At 32.4% G+C, this 21,938-nt stretch carries 15 protein-coding genes; 5 read left to right on the top strand and 10 right to left on the bottom strand.

From position 1 onward, the window contains the following. Window positions 1–20 precede the first annotated feature (20 nt). Together B0A65_RS14980 and B0A65_RS14975 are read right to left on the bottom strand one after the other, a co-directional pair. Window positions 21–710: a response regulator transcription factor gene (locus tag B0A65_RS14980; RefSeq protein ID WP_074663594.1), complete on the bottom strand. Its 690-nt coding sequence runs from the start codon at window positions 708–710 to the stop codon at window positions 21–23. Between the two features lie 10 nt (window positions 711–720). Then, on the bottom strand, window positions 721–2,079 hold the full coding sequence (locus B0A65_RS14975; RefSeq protein WP_074663597.1) for a sensor histidine kinase: 1,359 nt from the start codon (window positions 2,077–2,079) through the stop codon (window positions 721–723). A 284-nt stretch (window positions 2,080–2,363) separates the two neighbouring features. On the opposite strand from B0A65_RS14975, the gene B0A65_RS14970 reads away from it, so the two are divergent. After that, complete coding sequence (locus B0A65_RS14970; protein WP_074663599.1) at window positions 2,364–4,481, top strand: outer membrane beta-barrel family protein; 2,118 nt, start codon at window positions 2,364–2,366, stop codon at window positions 4,479–4,481. 50 nt (window positions 4,482–4,531) lie between these two features. On the opposite strand, the gene B0A65_RS14965 is transcribed toward B0A65_RS14970, so the two are convergent. Then, window positions 4,532–5,137, bottom strand: a complete 606-nt coding sequence (locus tag B0A65_RS14965; protein ID WP_074663602.1) for an RsmD family RNA methyltransferase — start codon at window positions 5,135–5,137, stop codon at window positions 4,532–4,534. Next, window positions 5,134–5,955 carry a DUF3822 family protein gene (locus B0A65_RS14960; protein ID WP_074663604.1) on the bottom strand — a complete coding sequence of 274 codons (822 nt, stop codon included), beginning with the start codon at window positions 5,953–5,955 and terminating at the stop codon, window positions 5,134–5,136. Before B0A65_RS14960 ends, B0A65_RS14965 begins: the two co-directional genes overlap by 4 nt. Window positions 5,956–6,306: 351 nt before the next feature. Between B0A65_RS14960 and B0A65_RS14955 the strand changes: the two genes are divergently transcribed. From B0A65_RS14955 to kdsB, 4 genes are all read left to right on the top strand, one after another. Next, complete coding sequence (locus B0A65_RS14955) at window positions 6,307–7,731, top strand: ATP-dependent DNA helicase (RefSeq protein ID WP_074663606.1); 1,425 nt, start codon at window positions 6,307–6,309, stop codon at window positions 7,729–7,731. Window positions 7,732–7,818: 87 nt separating this feature from the next. Continuing rightward, window positions 7,819–8,649, top strand: coding sequence for a 4,5-DOPA-extradiol-dioxygenase (ygiD, locus tag B0A65_RS14950; RefSeq protein ID WP_074663609.1), 831 nt, complete (start codon window positions 7,819–7,821; stop codon window positions 8,647–8,649). Window positions 8,650–8,725: 76 nt separating this feature from the next. Beyond that, window positions 8,726–9,778, top strand: coding sequence for an acyltransferase family protein (locus tag B0A65_RS14945; RefSeq protein WP_074663612.1), 1,053 nt, complete (start codon window positions 8,726–8,728; stop codon window positions 9,776–9,778). Between the two features lie 37 nt (window positions 9,779–9,815). Next, the gene (kdsB, locus tag B0A65_RS14940) at window positions 9,816–10,550 is read left to right on the top strand and encodes a 3-deoxy-manno-octulosonate cytidylyltransferase (protein ID WP_074663614.1); all 735 of its coding nucleotides are present in this window, start codon (window positions 9,816–9,818) and stop codon (window positions 10,548–10,550) included. A gap of 209 nt (window positions 10,551–10,759) precedes the next feature. On the opposite strand, the gene B0A65_RS14935 is transcribed toward kdsB, so the two are convergent. From B0A65_RS14935 to uvrA, 6 genes are all read right to left on the bottom strand, one after another. Next, a complete protein-coding gene (locus tag B0A65_RS14935) occupies window positions 10,760–13,171 on the bottom strand; it encodes an alpha-ketoacid dehydrogenase subunit alpha/beta (protein WP_074663617.1) in 2,412 nt (803 codons plus the stop codon). 188 nt (window positions 13,172–13,359) lie between these two features. After that, complete coding sequence (locus B0A65_RS14930) at window positions 13,360–16,110, bottom strand: gluzincin family metallopeptidase (RefSeq protein ID WP_074663619.1); 2,751 nt, start codon at window positions 16,108–16,110, stop codon at window positions 13,360–13,362. 350 nt (window positions 16,111–16,460) lie between these two features. Next, complete coding sequence (locus tag B0A65_RS14925; RefSeq protein WP_074663622.1) at window positions 16,461–17,189, bottom strand: LOG family protein; 729 nt, start codon at window positions 17,187–17,189, stop codon at window positions 16,461–16,463. 193 nt (window positions 17,190–17,382) lie between these two features. Beyond that, on the bottom strand, window positions 17,383–17,742 hold the full coding sequence (locus B0A65_RS14920) for a cupin domain-containing protein (protein WP_083370531.1): 360 nt from the start codon (window positions 17,740–17,742) through the stop codon (window positions 17,383–17,385). Between the two features lie 210 nt (window positions 17,743–17,952). Continuing rightward, window positions 17,953–18,861, bottom strand: a complete 909-nt coding sequence (locus tag B0A65_RS14915) for a hypothetical protein (RefSeq protein ID WP_074663627.1) — start codon at window positions 18,859–18,861, stop codon at window positions 17,953–17,955. A gap of 97 nt (window positions 18,862–18,958) precedes the next feature. Next, complete coding sequence (uvrA, locus tag B0A65_RS14910; protein WP_074663630.1) at window positions 18,959–21,790, bottom strand: excinuclease ABC subunit UvrA; 2,832 nt, start codon at window positions 21,788–21,790, stop codon at window positions 18,959–18,961. Between the last annotated feature and the right edge of the window lie 148 nt (window positions 21,791–21,938).

Here is a 21,938-nt window from a genome sequence, read left to right as displayed (position 1 = left end):
AATAGAAAAGCCTTGATAAATCAGGGCTTTTCTATTTTAAATTCCAAACCAATATTGCGAACACTTTCAATCTTGATTTTTGGATCTGAATTAAAATATTTTCTAAGCCTGCTGATAAAAACATCCATACTTCGGCCTGAGAAATAATCGTCTTTTTTCCAGACAGACATTAAAATTTGATCTCGCTTTAATAACTGGTTATGGTTTAGATATAGATATTCAATAAGAGAAGCTTCCATTTCTGTAAGTTGCTGGACGTGATTTTTATTGTTGAGAGTTAATCTTTCATTATCAAAAACATAAGATCCAATTTCGATTATATTATTTCCTTCCAGAGTTCTCTTTTGTTCGATTCTTTTAAGAATATTTTGCAAACGCAGGACGAGTTCATCGACTTCAAAAGGTTTTACGATATAGTCATCTGCACCTAATTTTAATCCAATGATTTTGTCTTCTTTTAACTTTCTTGCCGTCAGAAAAATAAACGGAATTTCAGGGTTGATTGTAATGATTTTTTCGGCCAATGAAAATCCGTCCATTTTAGGCATCATTACATCAAAAATACAAATATCAAAAGTTTGGGTTTTAAAATAGTCCAACGCTATTTCTCCATTTTCTGCCCAGATTACTTCGAATTGATGCAGTTCTAAATATTGTTTTAAAATGGCAGCAAAATCAAAATCGTCTTCAGCTAAAAGTAGTCTTTTCAAAATACGGTAATTAAACTTTTAATAAAATAGTAAACTCGGTTCCTTTTCCTAAATCACTAACAACTTTAACAGAGCCCTGATGCGCCTTTATAATTTGATCTACATAATATAGACCTAAACCTAAGCCTTTTGTGTTATGCAGGTTTCCTTGTTGTACGCGATAGAACTTGTCAAAAAGCAGAGATTGTTTGTTCTTTTCAATACCGATTCCGTCATCTTCGATACTGATCGAAAATTGATTTTCTACGATTCTGGTTTTTATGGTAATGGTTTTTGAACCATATTTTACAGCATTTTCCAGAACATTTAAAAAAGCAGTTGTCAAATGAAATTTATCTAAAATCAAAATGGTTTTCTGAGTTTGGAAATCGGTTTTAAGATTAATTTTTGGAAATGTAATTTTAAAATCATTTACAATGGAAAGCAGAAAATCTTCGGTTTCTATTTTTTCTTTCTGTAATTCAATTTCGTTTTCTGCCAATGAATTTGCCATTACCTGATCAATCAGATTCTGTAAACGATTGTTCTGACGCGAAATCGTATTCACAATCATATTGAAATTTTCATCGTTTTCACGAATGTTTTTCTGTTCTAAAATTTTGGTAGAAATACCTAGAGTTGCCAACGGTGTTTTAAGTTCGTGTGTAATATTATTGATGAAATCAGTTTTAACATCACTCACTTTTTTCTGTTTGATTAAAGCTTTAATGGCAATTACAAACAGTGTAATTAGCGTTAAGATAGAAAGTAAGGATAAAATCAGAATGAATGTCATTCTTCTTAAAATAATCATTTCCCAATCGATCACAGAAACATACATCGAATCTTCTGTCAATAATTTATAATCCTGATTTTCAAAAGTTCCGTTGGTTGTTCCAACATAATTCCGAACCAGAAAGGCATTATTTAAAGAGGCCAAATTGCCGTATAATTTGTTACTGATAAAAGGTTTTTCAGAGAAAATAGTATCTGCTTTTTTAGCGTTTTGATACAGAATATATTTGTTCAGCACGATGGCAAAATCGATTTTTAGATTGGGTAAATCTCTCTCCAGTTTTCGTTTGATTTTCTGCGTTAACGCATCGCTAAATTCACTTTCAAGAATGGCTCTCTTAATGTCAGTTTTATTCGTTTTTCCCTGAAGATAGTTTTCTGATAATGATTTGTATAGTGCTTCTTTTTTAGCTACAAGAACTGAGTCGATATCACTGTAATTATTAGAAATCTGAGCGATTTCATTTTTAATTTCCGTATGAAACTGGGCCACTTTATAATCATAAGTGGTTTTTACCAAATAGCATTGCACCGTCGACAAAACGATTAGCGCGACAACTGAAAATGCTATTAGTAAATTGATTCTTTGTTTCATTGTTTTATTAGCCCGTGGATGAAACGGATTATTTTATTTTTCGCGCAGATTTAAAAATGATTTTAGCAGATCAAAATTGATCTTTTTAAATCTGCTTCAATCTGCGTAATCTGCGTGAAATTAACACGCGCTGTCCACTAAAATCTGCGGGCAAATTTTCTCATCCCAAAAATAAAGCTTTTATGATACAATTTCAGCATTAACCCCGCATTAACCTTCAATTAACCTTCGCAATCTGTTTTTAGAAGCATTTTTGCATTCAATCTAAACCAAATCTTTTTAAAATGAATGTGTATTTGCCTCTAAAACTTTTTATAATCCTGTTGTTGTTTTGTTTTTCCCTGTTAGGAAACGCACAGAATAAAATACCAAAAGATAGTATTTCGAACAACCTAAACGAAGTTGTTGTCACTCAAAATAAAAAATCATTTTCAAACCAAAATGGGAATATTAAGTTGGATGTTTCTAATTCTATTTACAATTCAATTCCCAACACAGTCGATTTGTTGTCTAAAATACCAACGGTTCAGGTTAGTACTGACAGGGAAAGTATTTCGGTTGTGGGTAAAGGAAATCCACTGATTTATATTGACAATCAAAAAGTCGGTATGAACGATTTAAATGCTTTGGCTGTCGCCGATATTAAAACCATAGAAATCATTCAGAATCCGTCTTCGAAATACGAAGCTGAAGGTCGGGTCGTCATTTTGATTACCCGAAAGTTTAGCAAAAAAGACAGTTTTAGAACAGAGATTTCTGAGGTTGCTTCGTTTAAGAAAAATTACAATAATTATCTGGGTTTTAATTCGAATTTTAAAAAAAATAAACTGGAGCTGAAAGCTAACTTTAACTATAATTTGCTGAAGCCGTGGGAAGGCCATAGTATTGATTATCAAATAAAAAATGCTGATATTGCTTCTAAATATGATGTAACGGCTGACAGTAAACAAAAAAGACAATTTGTTTTTGGAAGCGGTTTGTTTTACAAAATAAATGAAGGCGATTATTTTTCATTTAATGTAAGTGGTAAGCTGCAGACGGACATTTTTCCTATCAATACCCTAACACAAAATAAAAACCAGGAGATTGTAAATAATGTTGTGACGTATAGTGATAATGACGGTAAAAAAGACTTTGTGAATTCTTCTTTAAATTATAATAAAAAGATAAGTTCAATTGATACACAGGTTTTTACTGGTTTGCAATATTCGAATTTTGATCAGACTTCATGGAGTGAGGTTCAGAATAATTTTAATGAAACTCAATTTGAATTGGCTCAGATTCGGGATCAAAGGTTTAAAGTCAATGTTTTTTCTGGCAGAATTGACATTGAGAAAAAGCTTAAAAATGAAATGAAATTTGAAATAGGTGGACTGTATTCAGCCGCTGATTCAAAATCTGATTTTGATATTTTTTATTATGAAACCCGTACAAATGAAATAAGTCATTATGATTTTAAAGAAAAGAATGTAGCCGGATACAGTCAGCTTTCCGGAAAAATTAAGAAGATGGATTTCTCAGTTGGAGTTCGGGTTGAAAATACGAATATAAACGGAAAGTTTAAAACAGATTTATTACCGTTGATTGCTAAAAATTATACTAATTTTTTTCCGAAAGCACAGTTTTCATTCCCTATTGACAGCACAAAAAGTGTGAGTTTTAATTATGCTAAAAGTATTTCGAGACCTAATTATTCGTCATTAAGTCAGGGTGCAACCTATATAAATCCCTATTTTTTGTATTCAAGAAACATTAATTTGGGGCCAACAATTATTGATGAAATTTCGACTACTTTCCAATATCATGATAAATCGGTTAAATTGAGTTTTACGCGCGCTAAAGATCCTGTTCACAATAGCTTTTCGTTTGATGATCAAAAAAATATAATGACTTTTCAGGATATAAATTTTGATAAAAGTTCTGGATTTGGTGCCGAATTTACATTGCCGTTTACCTATAAATTTTGGACAACTACCAATTCTTTGGTTTTTCTTTTAGAAAAAATTGAAGATCAATCTGCAGCGTTCCTGGCGTCAAAACCATATTGCTATTATAATTCCAATAACGAATTTAAACTTCCAAAAGACTATTCTTTTGTTTTGAATTTTTGGGGATTAACGAAACAATATACAGGAGTTTTTGAAACAGCTCCGATGTTTGTAGTAGATATGGCGGTTTCAAAAACCTTCTCTAAAAATTGGAATTGTACTTTAAGCTGTAATAATGTTTTTAAAAATAATATTCAGACAGAACAATTTACTATTAATAGTATTACTTCTAAGGCAAGATATGTCGTCGATAATCATGAGATTTCAATAGCAATACGATATTCTTTTGGAAAGGTAAAAGAAACGGAATTCAAAGAGAAAAATATCGATGAAAATTCAAATAGAATTAGATAAAAAGAAAAATCCCTTGAATTTCAAGGGATTTTTGATGTTTTAAAAGGAAATTATCCTTCGTCTTCTTCTGTTACTTTTTTTAATGAATCGTCTGGTAATTCTTCATCATCGTCTGTGGAGTTTAATTCGAAGAAACTAAAAAACGAACCGCCATAATTTTTCTGAAAAGAGAAATTACTCAAATGCTCCATTTTAGTATATTTCGAATGTTCGATAATCATCATGCCGTCTTCGTGCAATAAATCTCTTTCAAAAACCGTCAGCACAATTTTTTCAAATGCAGCCTGATCTAATCCGTAAGGCGGATCGGCAAAAATGATATCATACGAGGTTTTACAGTTTTCTAAAAATTTATAAACATCACTTTTGGTTGCAGCGATATCAAAATCATATTCTGATGAAACTTGTTTGATGAATTTAACGCAGCCAAAATCTCCATCAACAGAGGTGATTGGTGCGCTTCCGCGCGAAGCGAATTCAAAGCTAATGTTGCCAGTTCCAGAAAATAAATCTAAAACTTTTAAACTGTCAAAACTAAAATGATTGTTCAAAACATTAAATAATGCTTCTTTACTCATGTCAGTTGTAGGTCTTACAGGAAGGTTTTTTGGCGGAAAAATGCGGCGTCCTTTGTATTTTCCAGAAATGATTCTCATGATTGAAATAAGATATAATGTTTTTGATTTTGTGCAGTAGAAAAATTATTTTTCTCTTGTAATGTGCTTACATCTAAGAAGGAAACATTACGAATGTATTTATACGCAATGGCATAAAAAGGGTCGTTTTTTTCTATGGTACCTAACAATTCGAGCGGGAAAATCTCAGGATTTAAATTCGATTGTTCTGCCGTAAAAAGTAAATAATAGATAAAATCTTCGGGTGTTTGATATTCAAAAGAATTAAATAATAATAGTTTTTGATTCTGAACAACAATAATTTCAAAATGCTCCGGATTAAAATTAACGATTATTTTTTTGTCGTCATTATTTCTTGAAGCGTCAAGAATTTTTTCGACTAAAATACTGTTAACATGTTTGTAATCAAAAGATCCGACATTGTCAATCAGGAAATTATTGATGTTGATATACGGGATATAAACTGAATTCATTTCGTAATTTGAAATGGTGTCGAAAGTAAAAAAATCACTTTCAAAAACTTTTGTATTGTATTGTAAATAGCTGCCCAGATAATTTTCATCAAAAAGAGCAGTTGGAACAAAAGTGGAAAGATTGTTATTATGAATGACCATTATTTCATCATAAGTGTCTTTTAGCTCCGGATACTTTTTGAAAGCATCACTAAAGGACTGTTCAATTTTAGTCGCCTTTTGGGTAGGATCAAAATGAATTTCGTTAAACGAAGTAATGGTATTATTTAAGGTGTCAAAACAACAAAAAGAAAATCCGGTCAGGGAAACCTGAATAGAAAGTTTTTTATAATTTTTGGATGTAATATTAGTATTTTGAAATGTCATAATTTGATTTTCAATTCATTACCTGTTATAGTGTCAAGAAAGAATTTAATTCGAACACAAACTTACAAATAAAATAAATAACAATATCAATGTCAATCTCAATGTCAATGGGAAAATTCAAAACTCGATTTGAAAAAATGCTAAGTAAAGGAATTAATTTTAAGTTAATTAAACATTTTTAAATTGATATTATTTGTTTAACATTAATGTTAGCATTGTTTGTAGACTAGTGGATTGATATTTAAAGTGATTTTTGGAGATTGATATTGCCATTGATATTGTAATTGATTTTTGATATTGTCATTGAATTTGCCATTTAAAAAACCGTACTTTGTAGTTCAATTTTACCCTATGAATTCAGCATTGTTTTACGGCATTTTACAAAGAAAATTTCCTTTTGCACCAACTCAGAAACAGGATATATTTTTTCAAAAAATTGCCATCTTTTTAACCGAACCAACAAATGATACCATTTTTGTACTGAAAGGATATGCCGGAACGGGAAAAACAACAGTGATTTCAACTATTGTAAATAATCTGGGAGAAATTAATAAGAAGTATGTCTTGCTGGCACCAACGGGTCGTGCGGCAAAAGTAATTGCCAATTATTCGAATACGCCGGCTTTTACAATTCATAAAAAAATCTATTTTCCTAAAAAATCTTCTGGCGGCGGCGTGGCTTTCACCAAGCAGGTCAATAAACATAAAAACACGATTTTTATCGTCGATGAGGCCTCGATGATTTCAGACAGCAATTCCGATTCGAAATTGTACGATAACGGATCACTTCTGGATGATTTGATTCAGTATGTTTATTCCGGAACCAATTGCAAAATGATTCTTTTGGGAGATACTGCCCAGTTGCCTCCGGTGAATTTAGATATTAGTCCCGCGCTTGACACACATACTTTGGGTGCGCATTACGATAAAGAAATTGAACATATAGAATTGGACGAAGTAATGCGCCAGGAAGAAAATTCGGGAATTTTATACAACGCAACTGAATTACGTGAATTACTGAAAGATAGTTTTATTACCGAATTTAAATTCAACGTTAAAAAGTTCAAAGACATTGTTCGTTTAACGGATGGATATGATATTCAGGATGCCATAAATACAGCGTACAGTAATTATAGTATTGAAGATACTGCCTTTATTGTTCGTTCGAATAAAAGAGCCAATCAATACAACGAACAAATCAGAACCCGAATTTTGTTTAAAGAAAGCGAACTTTCGGTAGGTGATTTTTTAATGGTGGTAAAGAATAATTATTTCTGGCTAAAAGAAACCGATGAAGCCGGATTTATTGCCAATGGAGATATTATTGAAGTTTTGGAGATGTTTGGACTTAGAGAATTATACGGATTTACTTTTGCTAAGGTAAAAATCAGAATGGTCGATTATCCGAACCAAAAACCTTTTGAAACGGTTTTATTATTGGATACAATTAAAAGCGAATCTCCGTCATTAACCTACGAAGAATCGAACCGTTTGTATGAGGAAGTAATGAAAGATTATGAAGACGAAAGTACGAAATACAAAAAGTTCCAGAAAGTAAAAGAAAACGAATATTTTAATGGTTTGCAGGTAAAGTTTTCCTATGCTATAACCTGTCATAAATCGCAGGGAGGGCAGTGGGACACGGTTTTCATCGAACAGCCGTATTTACCAAACGGAATCGATCGCGATTATATTCGATGGTTGTACACCGCTATGACGCGTGCCAAAAATAAATTATATTTGATAGGATTTAAAGACGAGAGTTTTGTGGAATAAAACACTAATTTCACAGATTTTCACGAATTGTTTTAAGTTTAGAATTTGTGTAAATTAGTGCAATTCGTGTTTAATATTAATACTAAAATGACAACACTAAACGACTTACATTCGATTTCATCAACGTTTTCGAATACAGATAAAATGCCTGTTTTGTTTTTAGGACACGGTAGTCCAATGAACGCTATTGAAGAAAATCAGTTTGTGGCTGGTTTTCGCAATCTGGCTAAAACCTTGCCGCAGCCAAATGCGATTTTGTGTATTTCGGCGCATTGGTTTACGAATGGAACAAAAGTCACTTCGATGCAAATGCCAAGAACGATTCATGATTTTGGAGGTTTTCCGCAGGCACTTTTTGATGTTCAATATCCTGCAAAAGGAAGTCCGGAATTGGCTGTAGAAACTAAGAAAATATTAGAACCTGTACATGTTGATTTAGATGAACATTGGGGTTTAGATCACGGTGCCTGGAGCGTAATAAAACATTTATATCCAGAAGCAAATGTTCCCGTAATTCAGTTGAGTATTGATTATACAAAATCAGGACAATATCATTTTGAGTTGGCTCAGAAATTACAAGCATTACGCCATAAAGGTGTTTTGATCATTGGCAGCGGAAACATTGTTCATAATCTTCGTTTAGTTGATTTTAGAAATTTTGATAAAGACAATTATGGTTTCGATTGGGCTATTGAAGCCAGAGAAACAGTAAATAATTATTTATTGGATGGAAATTTCCAGCCTTTAATAGATTTCGAAAAAATGAGCAAAGCCGTGCAGATTGCAATTCCAACACCGGATCATTATTTGCCTTTGTTGTATACTCTGGGTTTAAAAGAAAAGTCAGAAGAATTGAACTTGTTTAATGATAAATTATTGGCGGGTTCGTTGAGTATGACATCGGTTAAAATTATGTAAGGCATTTTGTGAAAATATCATACTTTAAAGGAATTGATAAAATAAAATAAAATAATAACTAATTAAAATATTAATCTTGAGAATTGAACAATTAACCTTTACCAGATTCATAGCTGCTCTTTTTATTGTTATATTTCATTATGGCAGAGATTGTTTTTTATTTAATAATGATTATGTGTCATTTATATTTAGACAAGCAAATATTGGCGTTAGTTACTTCTTTATCTTATCTGGTTTTGTTATGATTGTAGCTTATCATAAGAATAGCAAAATAATATTTGCTAAGTATATAAAAAATAGATTAGCACGGATTTATCCAGTATATCTACTCGCTATTTTTCTTGTTTTGTTTAGTAAATTGTTTAAAGACATAAAATTTGCAGATTTTTTTTTAAATATTTTAATGATGCAGTCTTGGATTCATGAAAAAGCACTAACAATTAATTATCCGGGATGGTCATTATCAGTAGAACTTTTCTTTTACCTTTCTTTTCCTTTTTTATTTAATTTTATTTATAAAAAAAATACATTAAAAAGTATTGCGTTTTGGATTATATTATTTTGGTTATTAAGTCAGATTGTTTTTTATTTAATAGTAAATAAAGTTTTTATAACCACTCGAATATATAGTGTTCAGGATATATATTATAATCCGTTGATGCATCTTAACGAATTTTTAATTGGAAATTTAGCTGGTTTATATTTTATGTCTGACTTAAGTGAAAAAAGAAAAAATTATTCAGTACATATTTTATTTATGCTTTTGGTTTTAGTTTTAATTTTAAAATTTCCTTTAGGATTGAATTATCATAATGGACTGCTTGCATTAATATTTGTTCCGTTAATAGTTTTAATTTCATTAAGTACAGATAAGTTAACTTACTTATTTAGGAAAAATTTTTTTGTGTTTTTAGGAGAAATAAGTTTTAGTATATATATATTACAATATCCTGTTTGGAGTTTATGTTCAGATTATAGATTGAATAAGTATTTTGGAATAGATAAAGAATCTGATATTAGTTTATCATTTTTTCTTAGACTAGGAATTCTTATTATACTATCGTCTATAAGTTATTTATACTTTGAAAAACCAATTAGAAATAAAATTAGTAAGGGGATTAATAATTAAGATTTTAGTAATTTGGTCTTTTGTAAAATTATAAAAAATGAAAATAATAGCTGTAATTCCGGCGCGATATGCATCAACACGTTTTCCTGCAAAACTAATGCAGGATTTGGGTGGTAAAACTGTAATTCTACGAACATACGAAGCCTCTGTGGCAACAAATTTATTTGATGATGTATTTGTAGTAACTGATTCTGATTTGATCTTTAATGAAATTGTTTCGAATGGTGGAAAAGCCATTATGAGCATCAAAGAACACGAATCAGGAAGTGACCGAATTGCGGAAGCTATATTTAGTCTTGATGTTGATATTGTAGTGAATGTTCAGGGTGATGAGCCTTTTACTGAAGCTGGGCCTTTAGAGCAGGTTTTATCTGTTTTTAAGAATGATGAAGATCAAAAGATTGATTTAGCTTCTTTAATGCGTGAAATCACAGCTGAAGACGAAATTAATAATCCGAATAATGTGAAGGTTGTTGTAGATCAATCGCAGTTTGCGTTGTATTTTTCACGTTCTGTAATTCCGTATCCGAGAGATAAGGATGTTGGCGTTCGTTATTTCCAGCATATTGGAATTTATGCATTCAGAAAACAGGCTTTGTTAGACTTTTATAGCTTGCCAATGAAATCTTTGGAAGCTTCTGAGAAACTAGAGCAATTACGTTATTTAGAATTCGGAAAACGTATTAAAATGGTTGAAACAACTCATGTTGGAATTGGAATTGATACAGCTGAGGATTTAGAAAAGGCCAGAGCTATTTTGGCTTCGAAATAAATTGCGAAATGGCACGCGGATGAAACGGATTCGCTAAAGCGAAAGCGCGGATAAAAACGGATTTTTGTCATTGCGAAGAACGAATTGTATCGTTTCAGCAAGTGAGATTGCTTCGTTCCTCGCAATGACACAGATTATGAATAACAAAAAAGCTCCAAATATTGGAGCTTTTTTGTTATCTGAAAAAATCTAAAATCTAAAATCTAAAATTAGTATAAATCCGGGAATTTAGAAGGATTAACTTCATGCATCATAGTGTATACTTTCTCAAAAATATCTTCTGCAGAAGGTTTAGAGAAATAGTCGCCATCAGTTCCGTAAGCCGGTCTGTGGGCTTTTGCAGCCAATGTTTGTGGTTTGCTGTCTAAGTGAACATAAGCATCTTGTTCTTCCAAAATTTGTTGTAAAATAAAGGCAGAAGCTCCACCAGGAACATCTTCGTCGATTACTAACAAACGATTTGTTTTCGCGATACTTTTTACAATATCCTTATTAATGTCGAATGGAAGTAAAGACTGAATGTCAATAACCTCGCAATCAATTCCTAAATCTAATAATTCGGTTGCTGCTTGTTCTACTAATCTTAAAGTTGAACCGTATGAAACTAAAGTAATATCAGAACCTTCTTTTAATGTTTCAACGACACCAATTGGCGTTTTGAATTCACCAAAATTCAAAGGTGTTTTTTCTTTTAAGCGGTATCCATTCAAACATTCAATTACCAAAGCCGGTTCATCAGTCTCTAAAAGAGCGTTATAGAATCCTGCAGCCTGCGTCATGTTTCTTGGAACCAAAACGTGAATTCCGCGAATAGCGTTGATGATCATTCCCATTGGAGAACCAGAATGCCAGATACCTTCCAAACGGTGTCCACGGGTTCTGATGATTAATGGTGCTTTTTGTTTTCCAACCGTTCTGTATTGTAATGTCGCCAAATCATCGCTCATGATCTGGATCGCATATAATAAATAATCTAAATACTGAATTTCAGCAATTGGACGTAGACCTCTCAAAGCCATTCCGATACCCTGACCAATGATAGTTGCTTCGCGAATTCCAACATCGGCAACACGAAGTTCTCCGTATTTTTCCTGCATACCTTCTAAACCTTGGTTTACATCACCAATGTTTCCTACATCTTCACCAAAAATTAGTGTTTCAGGATATTTGGTAAACAAAGCGTCGAAGTTATCACGAAGGATCATTCGGCCATCTGAATCCGGTTTTGCATTATCTGCATATTCCGGAAGCACTTTTTCTACAGAGAATACATTCAAATCTGAATCAGAATGCAAATGACTGCTGAATCTTGGTTGTGTTTTTGAAATGTAATCCGTAATCCAATTCGATAATAAAACCTTACTGTTGGGTATTTCTACAAAACGTAATATTTTGCGCGCTATAACCAACATTTCCTTTTTTAAAGGCGATTTAATAGCGCTTAATTCTGAAATATATTTTCTAATTCTTTCTTTATGATTGATGCTTGCTTCTGCAATTTGCTCCAATAATGCCAAAAGATTTTTTTGATCTTCGATAATTGGGTTGATGAAAGAGTTCCAAGCCTCTTTTTTAGCTTCAAGAATTTCTTTTTTCAATTCAAAATCAATTTCTGAAAGTTCTTCAGGAGATGCAATATTGATGGCAATCATCCATAAACGCATCTGACGAATACAATCGAAATCTCTTTCCCAAGCAAGTCTTTCTCCATTTTTATAACGTTCGTGAGAACCTGAAGTCGAATGTCCTTGTGGTTGTGTTAATTCGTTTACGTGAATTAAAACCGGAATATGTTCTTCGCGGGCAATAGCACCGGCTCTTTCGTAAGTTGAAACCAGTTCAGCATAATCCCAGCCTTTTACTCTGAAAATTTCATAACCTTTAGAATCTTCATCGCGTTGATATCCTTTAAGAATTTCAGAGATGTTTTCTTTAGTTGTTTGATGTTTGGCGTGAACCGAAATTCCGTACTCATCATCCCAAACGCTCATTACCATCGGAACTTGTAAAACTCCGGCAGCGTTTATTGTTTCAAAAAATAAACCTTCAGAAGTACTGGCGTTACCAATAGTTCCCCAGGCTACTTCGTTTCCGTCTACAGAAAATTTGTCTTTGATTTTGATGCCATCAACATTTCTGTAAATTTTAGAAGCCTGAGCCAATCCCAATAGTCTTGGCATTTGTCCGGCTGTAGGTGATATATCTGCGCTTGAATTTTTTTGTTTTGTTAGGTCTTTCCAGGATCCGTCTTCGTTTAAACTGTGCGTTACAAAGTGTCCGCCCATTTGTCTTCCGGCTGACATCGGATCAAAATCTAAATCGGTATGTCCGTATAAACCTGCGAAAAACTGTTTTGGAGTTAATTCGCCAATTGCCATCATAAAAGTCTGATCGCGGTAATATCCTGAACGGAAATCCCCATTTTTGAAGGCTTTTGCCATCGCAAGCTGTGGAACTTCTTTTCCGTCGCCAAATATTCCAAATTTGGCTTTTCCGGTTAATACTTCTTTACGACCTAAAAGGCTACATTCACGGCTGGTTACTGCAATTCTGTAGTCGTTTAATACCTCAGTTTTGAAATCCTCAAATGTTAATGTAGTATTGTTTTTTTCTGTAATCATAATCTGGAATGGTCATGTTGAGATTGCGAAATTACTTAAAAACAATCAATAATCATAATTCTTTAAAATAAATATAATTTAATTATTTGTATTTAAAATCAAAAAACTACGTATTTTATTTATGTTATTTTAAATAAAAAACATAATTTAATAATAATAATGCATCTTTTTGATTAAAATTTATTCAATTAAAACCATTTTCGAGTAAAAAGATTGACTAATGTTTTAGGGGATAATGTTATAACAAATCTTATTTTTTCGTTATATTTTGTTTGAGCGATTTCCCATCCATTATTTGAATAAACCGGAAAATAAAGTTCAAAATAGTCAGGAACCAGATTTAATCGGACTCCGGTATCGTAAACAAAATCGGCACTTTGATGTTTGCTTTTCATAAAACCAATATCACCATACATTTCAATCCAGTTCCAAACAGCGTAACTCGCGTTTAAAGTCGTCATCCATTGATTGGCAAACGATGGCTCAATTTTGGATTTAAAACCACCTTCGGCCATCACAAATTGCTGACTAAAAAAACCGGTACTTTCAGATCGTCCGTAAAAATTATAATCAAACATATAATCCGTTGGCCGGTCTAAACCAAAGCTGAAATAATCTGAATTTGAGGTGTTATAAAGGAAAGTTCCCGCGTATAATCTCAAATTTAATTTATGATTGTTTTCAAATAGTCTCCTGTATTCTACTTCTCCTGAAAGTTTTCCAAAGTCTCCGGAAAACTGAATGTCATTCATAAAACTAAAATGATTGATTAATTCGGTTTTCGTATTCGAATAACGGGCATTGAAAATAGCATAATTGGGTTTTGAATTATCTGTAATATATTCGCTTGCCTCACGATTTACAATTACTTCACGCAACAAAAAAAGTTGCTTTCTGTTGTCTCTGAAGTTTTTCTCGCGAATTCGGAACTGAACCATCGGATTCAATTTCAAATAAGTCGCATCAGGGGCATAATGAAAATAATTCTGACTAATTGAATAACGTATATTATAGAGTGTACTGTTGCGGTAATATTCACTCCATGAAAATGCCGAAGAGCCGGAAATTGTTCCTGCATTAATAGAATATGCCGGATTAATATCAAACGTAAATGGTTTATCTAATATCGTTTTGTTATTAAAACGAATCCCGGGCGTTAAACCGTCATATAGGTTATACGTTAAAGTCGGAATATATAAGATCTGGTTGTAATACGGATCTTCAAGATCTTTTGCAAAATTGAATTTAATAGGGCGATTGGTTATTACAACATTTTTTAACGATTTCCAGTTGTTTCTCTGATTGTATTCCGGTACTTCATTATCATAATTGATGACAATTTTGTCCGCATTTTTTCGATCAAAATTATAAATCGAATCGTTCTTTTTTGGTTCAATCCATGTTTTAAAAACGACTTCATTTTTCCTGATTCCGTAAATCGGAATTGGAGCATAAATTCCTGTTTTGTTTTTTATCTGAAATTGAACACTGTCTTTGGTTCTCGAAACATTGGTGAATTTATAGTCGATAATTTGGCGTGAATCAATAATAGTTTCAAAAAACCAATTTATTTTTTTTGGACTGTTTTTAGTTAATATATCTTCAAAATCATAGCGGTTTGTCTGCTCTTTTTTATTCAGATTATAAAATTCCTGAACACTTTCGGGTACAATATTGTGATTCAGATAGTCATCCAAATAACTCAAACTTAAACCCGCACGGTATTTACTGGCAATTTGCTCATTGAATTTAATCAAGGTATTTTTAGGATCACCCAATGGCTGATCAAGGTTTTTTCTTGCCATCAGCATATAATAATAGCTGTATTGCTCGTTGAAAGTTAGATTGGTAATGTTATAACTTTTAAAGAGTTTCATATCTGAAAGTTTCCCTAACATTTTTTGATCCAAATGATGTTCTTCCATGTATTTCATCATGGCGTAAATCTGAATGCCATCATAAACCCAATTATCTCTTCGCGGATCAAGACGTAAGCTATTCTTCAGATAATTGTTTAGATACGTTTTTAAAAAAGTAATCTCAAATATAAAATCATCTGTAAACGGACTAATAAACGACGGCAACTGATTTAATCCATAAAAAGGATTTCGATCATAATCAGCCTGAGAGACCGTGATTTTTTTGTGTGGATATTTTCCAATAAATTCATTCGCAAAACCTGCAACTCTATTGATGATAATCGCTCTCTGAATTTCGTTGAGTTTTTTCGTTTTTAAATCTGAAAGCACTTCGATTTCGCCATTACTATAACTTCTAAAACTATTTTGTCTTTCAATAAATAGATTAAAATCGGTTCTGTTATTTCCCGAAAAGGAGTAAGTGATGTAAGATGAGTTAGAATTATCTTTTGAAACCGAATCCAAATCGGTGGTAATCGAGTAATTATTTGGAATTCTTATTTCAACTTCATAATCTGTAGCGGCATTAGCAATATCATCAAGATTAAAATTATTGTTTTTTACAAAATGATGGCTTTCAAATCGGGCAGGAGCGATAAACCAATTTTTCAGGTTCATCCCGCCATTTTGATCAAAGCCGTAATGCGTAAATTTAGCACTTGGAATCTTCGAAATATAAGTCAGATGCAAATCGATTTTCTCACCTGGATATAATTTTTTGTTCAGTTTGATAACAACAAAATCGGGATTTTTATCCGTTCTCTGCCATTCCAAAGCTAAATTGTCTGAATCAGTCAAATTCAAAATGGTCGTATTTCCTCTTTCTTCAGGTTTAGCGACATGAAACCCTCTGTAAAATTCGTCTGAAAAACGTTTGGCTAAAGGTGTATTTTTATCTGAAAAAGCATTGTTCCAATCATTCAGAACGATTGAAGTCAAAGAATCATTTGAGGTATTGTAAAAAGTAATATCCTGTCTTACGTTCAGTGTTTTAAGTTCGAGATTAACTGCCACATCCATCTTAGACTGATGTTGTGCGTATTGTTTTAACGAACTGAATAAAACAAAAAGGAGGAATATAAATTTATTAAATGATTTCAAGGATGGCTTAGAAATTAAGAGATATACTTAAGTTACGAGCTTAAAGTTGTTTTGGTTTTTGTAAAAATAGCATAAAAAAAGCTGTTTAAAAAACAGCTTTCAATTTTTATAAAAAGTTACGGAAATTTAACCATATAAGTGATATAAGTAATTATAAGTTTGAGTTTAAATCGCACCCAACTTATATGAGCTCATATAAGTTTAATCAAGTCTGAATTAAGACTAAAAGATATTAAATGACTTATGTTACTTAAATGTTGGAAAATAAATTAAAAATTTGGACTCAAATCGTATTTTTTGTAGAATTTATCCAAAACATCAACTACTTCATCTTCAGTATCAACTACTTTAAATAAGTTTAAATCGTCTGGGCTTACAGTATGCATTTTTTCAACCAAAACCGTTTTAACCCATTCGATTAAGCCTGACCAGAATTCAACTCCTACTAATATGATTGGGAATTTTCCAATTTTCTTAGTCTGAATTAAAGTAATCGCTTCAAACATTTCGTCCAAAGTTCCAAAACCTCCAGGCATAACAACGAATCCCTGAGAGTATTTTACAAACATTACTTTTCTGACAAAGAAATAGTCAAAATTCAGGTTTTTATCGTGGTCGATATAAGGGTTAAAATGCTGTTCAAAAGGCAATTCAATATTCAAACCAACCGAAGTTCCGCCACCTAAGTGTGCACCTTTATTTCCGGCTTCCATAATCCCGGGTCCACCACCTGTAATCACGCCATATCCGGCCTTACTAATTTTATAAGCAATTTTCTCTGCCAATAAATAGTATTTATCATCTGGTTTTGTTCTCGCCGATCCAAAAATTGATACACACGGACCAATACGTCCCATGCTTTCGTAACCGTTTACAAATTCGGACATGATTTTAAAAATCGCCCAGCTGTCATTAGTTCTAATTTCATTCCACGTTTTTTGTTTCAAACGGTCCTGAATTACTTTATCCTCATCATTATCAAAATCTTCTAATCTCATTTTAGGTATTTTAATTATTTATACTTTTATTTTTAGCTGTGTGGTTTTAAATGTAGTCAGAAGAAGGAGCTGTTTCCTGCTGTCCACTATATCTTTTATGGTGAACCCCACCATAAAAGGATGCCGTTCCCATCAGGGCTAGGACACTCGTGTTCATAAGAACTTTTGGTTTTATAAAAAGAAAAATTCGTTACTAATACGTTTGTTCTTCAATTGATTTAGTAATATGGCTTTTAACTTTTCCAGTATGTTCTGTTGTCTTAGATTCTATAAGCATAATTAGACATTCCTCAACAGATGAAACTCTGTGATTTATTCCTTTTTTTACAACGAATAATTCGCCTTTCTTCATAATGAATGATGGCTCGTTTTCAATTTCCATTAAAAGTTCACCTTCGACTATATAAAATAATTCGTCTTCATTTTCGTGATTATGCCACGGTATTTCCTGACCTTTTATTTTAGCCACCTTAATATATTGATCGTTTACTTCATCAATTATTTTTGGTGAAAAATATTGGTCTACGTTACTGAACTTGTCTTTTAGATTCATAGATCCTATGATTTAGTCTTCACCGAAATGGAAAATTTTTTCAAAAACGGCTAGCTAAATTAAGTCTTTTTTTCAGAATTGTCACAAGAATGTGTATTTATTAATTTAAATGTAACATTTGTAAGTAGATTGGTTTTAGTTTGTGATTCATTATCAAATACTTGAATCCTAATCCTGAAAAGAAGCAATAGTTGATTTTAGAAATTTAAGTTATTTAATATCTTGAATTACAAACAAGCGATAAGTATCACAATAAGTAATTTTAGGAATATTGTTTCTTTTTCCAGGAATCAGCACCTGATCGTAAGATAATATAATTCTGTCGATCTCGTCTTTAATTATTTTATTTGGAGCGATTGAGTTTGCTTTAAATATTTTGCCAGTAGCATCTATGGAGAATCGGGGTCTAATGTGTATTTCTCCTTTTAAATCTTGTTCAGAAATAGTTTTAAGCGAAATATTAGCTAAAATATATTTAAACAATTGATCATATAGACATTTGTTTAATTCCCAATTGTATTGCGTATTTTCACAACCTTTCAAAATTGGAAGTTGATCCACTACGGCAAATTCACTAGCCTTAATTATGGTAGTTTTATTTTCTCTGGCAAACAATTGAAGACTAATTTTTCCAGTTTTTGCATTTTCGCCAAGTGATAATTTTTCTAAAGGATATTTTTTAAAAAGCCTTATAACTTCTTTATCTAACTCTTTATTTCCGGTATTCAAACGAAAATTAGTGGCTTTATTTTTTTTGTTTATTTCGAAAGTCAATCGAATAGTGTGATTGTAAACTTTATTTGAGATATGGCTATAATAAGGAGAAGATTTAATTTCGCTGAAATCAATTTTTCTAAGCAATCCTTTTTCTAAATAAATTTTAAAATAATTAGATAAATCGCTATTTTCATTAGGTTTTGATAAAGATTGAAATATATTGTTTTCGGCTACGTATTCGTCTTCAATTTCTTGTTTAGTATAATACGGATTATCAATTTCGTCCTGATTTATATCTTTAATTCTCTCATGAACCACCTTATTTAAACTGTCTCTTTGGTTTTGTGCATAACTGGTAAATGAGAATAATAATATTGTAAGGAATAAAAAAATAGACTTCATATTTTATATTTTTAAGACTAAAATATAAAATAATTAGTATTAAAATCTAACAATAATATAAATCTTTGTCAAAGTTTCAACTTCGACAAAGATGGTTTTATTCCAATTCCTTTTTCAAAAACTTAGCCGTATAGCTTTTTTTATTTTTCGCCACTTCTTCAGGAGTTCCTTTAGCTATCAATTGACCACCGCCTTTTCCGCCTTCAGGGCCAATGTCTATAATATAATCGGCTAGTTTGATAACGTCCATATTGTGTTCGATAACCAGAATTGTATTTCCTTTATCAACTAGTTTATTGATCACGTCCATTAAAACACGGATGTCTTCAAAATGCAATCCTGTCGTTGGTTCATCTAGTATATAAAACGTATTTCCGGTATCTTTTTTAGACAATTCTCCAGCTAGTTTAATGCGCTGTGCTTCACCACCAGAAAGCGTTGTACTCTGTTGTCCAAGTGTAATATAGCCTAAACCAACATCCTGAATTGTTTTTACTTTTCTGTAAATCTTCGGGATATTTTCAAAAAACGGAACGGCTTCATCGACCGTCATATTCAAAACATCCGAAATTGATTTTCCTTTGTATCGAATTTCAAGAGTTTCTCTGTTAAAGCGTTTTCCCTGACAAGTTTCACATTCTACATAAACATCTGGTAAAAAGTTCATTTCGATTGTTCTAACTCCTGAACCTTCACAGGTTTCGCAACGTCCGCCTTTTACATTAAAACTAAAACGTCCGGCTTTATAACCACGAATCATACTTTCAGAAGTCATTGTAAACAGGTTTCTGATTTCAGTAAAGACCTCCGTATAAGTCGCCGGATTCGAACGCGGTGTTCTTCCAATTGGACTTTGATCGATATCAATTACTTTGTCAATATGTTCTAAACCTTCTATTTTTTTGTAAGGTTGTGGTTTTTTCACACCATTAAAATAATAGGCATTCAAAATAGGGTAAAGCGTCTCGTTTATTAAAGTCGATTTTCCACTTCCTGAAACTCCCGTCACACAAATCAATTGTCCTAAAGGTAATTCGATTGAAACATTTTTTAGGTTGTTTCCTGTCGCTCCGGTTAGTTTTAAAAACTTACCATTTCCTTTACGACGCTCTTTCGGAATCTCCAGTTTCATGGTACCGTTCAAATATTGAGCGGTAATCGTATTTGATTTTAAAGTTTCAGCCGGTGTTCCGATACTGATAATTTCTCCACCATATTTTCCAGCTTTCGGACCTATATCTATAACGTAATCGGCACGTTCGATCATGTCTTTGTCGTGTTCAACGACAATAACAGAATTTCCAATGTCACGCAGTTGTTCTAAAGAGTGAATCAGTTTTTCATTGTCTCTCTGGTGCAAACCAATACTTGGCTCATCCAAAATATATAAAACTCCAACCAACTGCGAACCAATTTGGGTTGCCAAACGAATACGTTGTGCCTCTCCGCCTGAAAGTGATTTTGAACTTCGGCTTAAAGCCAAATAATCTAAACCAACATTCATTAAAAAGTTCAGACGATCTTTGATTTCTTTAACGACTTCAGAAGCGATCAAAAGTTGTTTGTCTGATAAATGCTGATTTAAATCCTGAAACCAAATGGTTAAATCAGAAATATCCATATCACACAATTCCACTATATTTTTTCCGTTTATTTTAAAAAATAAAGCTTCTTTTTTCAATCGGGAACCATCGCAAACAGGACAATTTACTTCGTCCATAAAATCTTTTGCCCAACGTTTTATAGTCGTTGAAGAAGTTTCATCAAATTGATTTTTGATGAAATGAGATATCCCTTCAAAATCAATTTTATAATCGCGGGTAACGCCCAAATCTTTTGAATTGACAACAAATTTATCTTTTCCGCCATGTAAAATCATGGTCATGGCTTCTTCAGGAATCTTCTCAATCGGATCTGTTATTTTGAATCCAAATTTTTCTCCAATAACTTCCAGTTGTTTAAAAATCCATGACGATTTATATTCGCCAAGCGGAGCAAACCCGCCACTTTTGATAGACAATTTAGGATTTGGAATTATCTTTTTGATATTAATTTCATGAACTGTTCCCAGTCCGTTACAATGCGGACAGGCCCCTTTTGGAGAGTTGAAAGAAAATAAATTCGGCTCCGGATTTTGATAGGATATTCCCGTTGAAGGGCACATTAAATTTCTACTGAAATAACGCACCTCATTAGTGTCCTGATCTAAAATCATTAAGACATTTTCTCCATGATGCATGGCAGTATTAATGCTTTCAGACAACCGTTTTTGATTGTCTTCTGTATCTTCAATCAACATTCTGTCGACAACAATTTCGATGTCGTGTGTTTTATAACGATCCAGTTTCATACCTGAAACCAAATCCTGAACTTCGCCATTTACACGAACTTTTAGGAAACCTTGCTTTGTGATTTGTTGGAATAATTCGGCATAATGTCCTTTACGGGCTTTAATTACAGGAGCCAAAATATTGATGCGTTTTCCATTAAAATCCTGAATAATCAAATTTTTAATTTGTTCATCAGAATAGGAAACCATTTTCTCGCCGGTGTTGTAACTGTAAGCGTCTGCACCACGGGCATATAAAAGTCGAAGGAAATCATATATTTCAGTAATAGTTCCAACAGTCGAGCGTGGACTTTTACTAGTTGTTTTTTGTTCAATTGCAATAACTGGCGAAAGGCCATCGATTTTATCAACATCCGGACGTTCTAAACCGCCAAGAAACTGTCTGGCATAGGCCGAAAAAGTTTCTACATAGCGACGTTGTCCTTCGGCATAAATGGTATCGAAAGCTAAAGATGATTTTCCCGACCCTGATAAACCGGTAATTACAACCAATTTTTCACGCGGAATTGAAATGTCTATATTTTTTAGATTATGAACTCTTGCACCAAGAACTTCAATAGTATTGTCTTTTTCTAACATAATTTTGAGCAAAACGCAAAGTTACCACTTTGATTTATTCTTTTTATACTAGAGTACAAAACTTTATGTTACAATTAGTAACAAAAAACGCTGACTAAAATGGTCAGCGTTTTGATAATTATCTTGAAAACAATTTCATTTAGAATTT

It is taken from the genome of Flavobacterium frigidimaris, assembly GCF_002217275.1.
GTDB lineage: Bacteria > Bacteroidota > Bacteroidia > Flavobacteriales > Flavobacteriaceae > Flavobacterium > Flavobacterium aquidurense.
The sequence above is the reverse complement of the archived record's forward strand: the minus strand, read 5'-3'. Positions and strand labels throughout refer to the sequence as shown.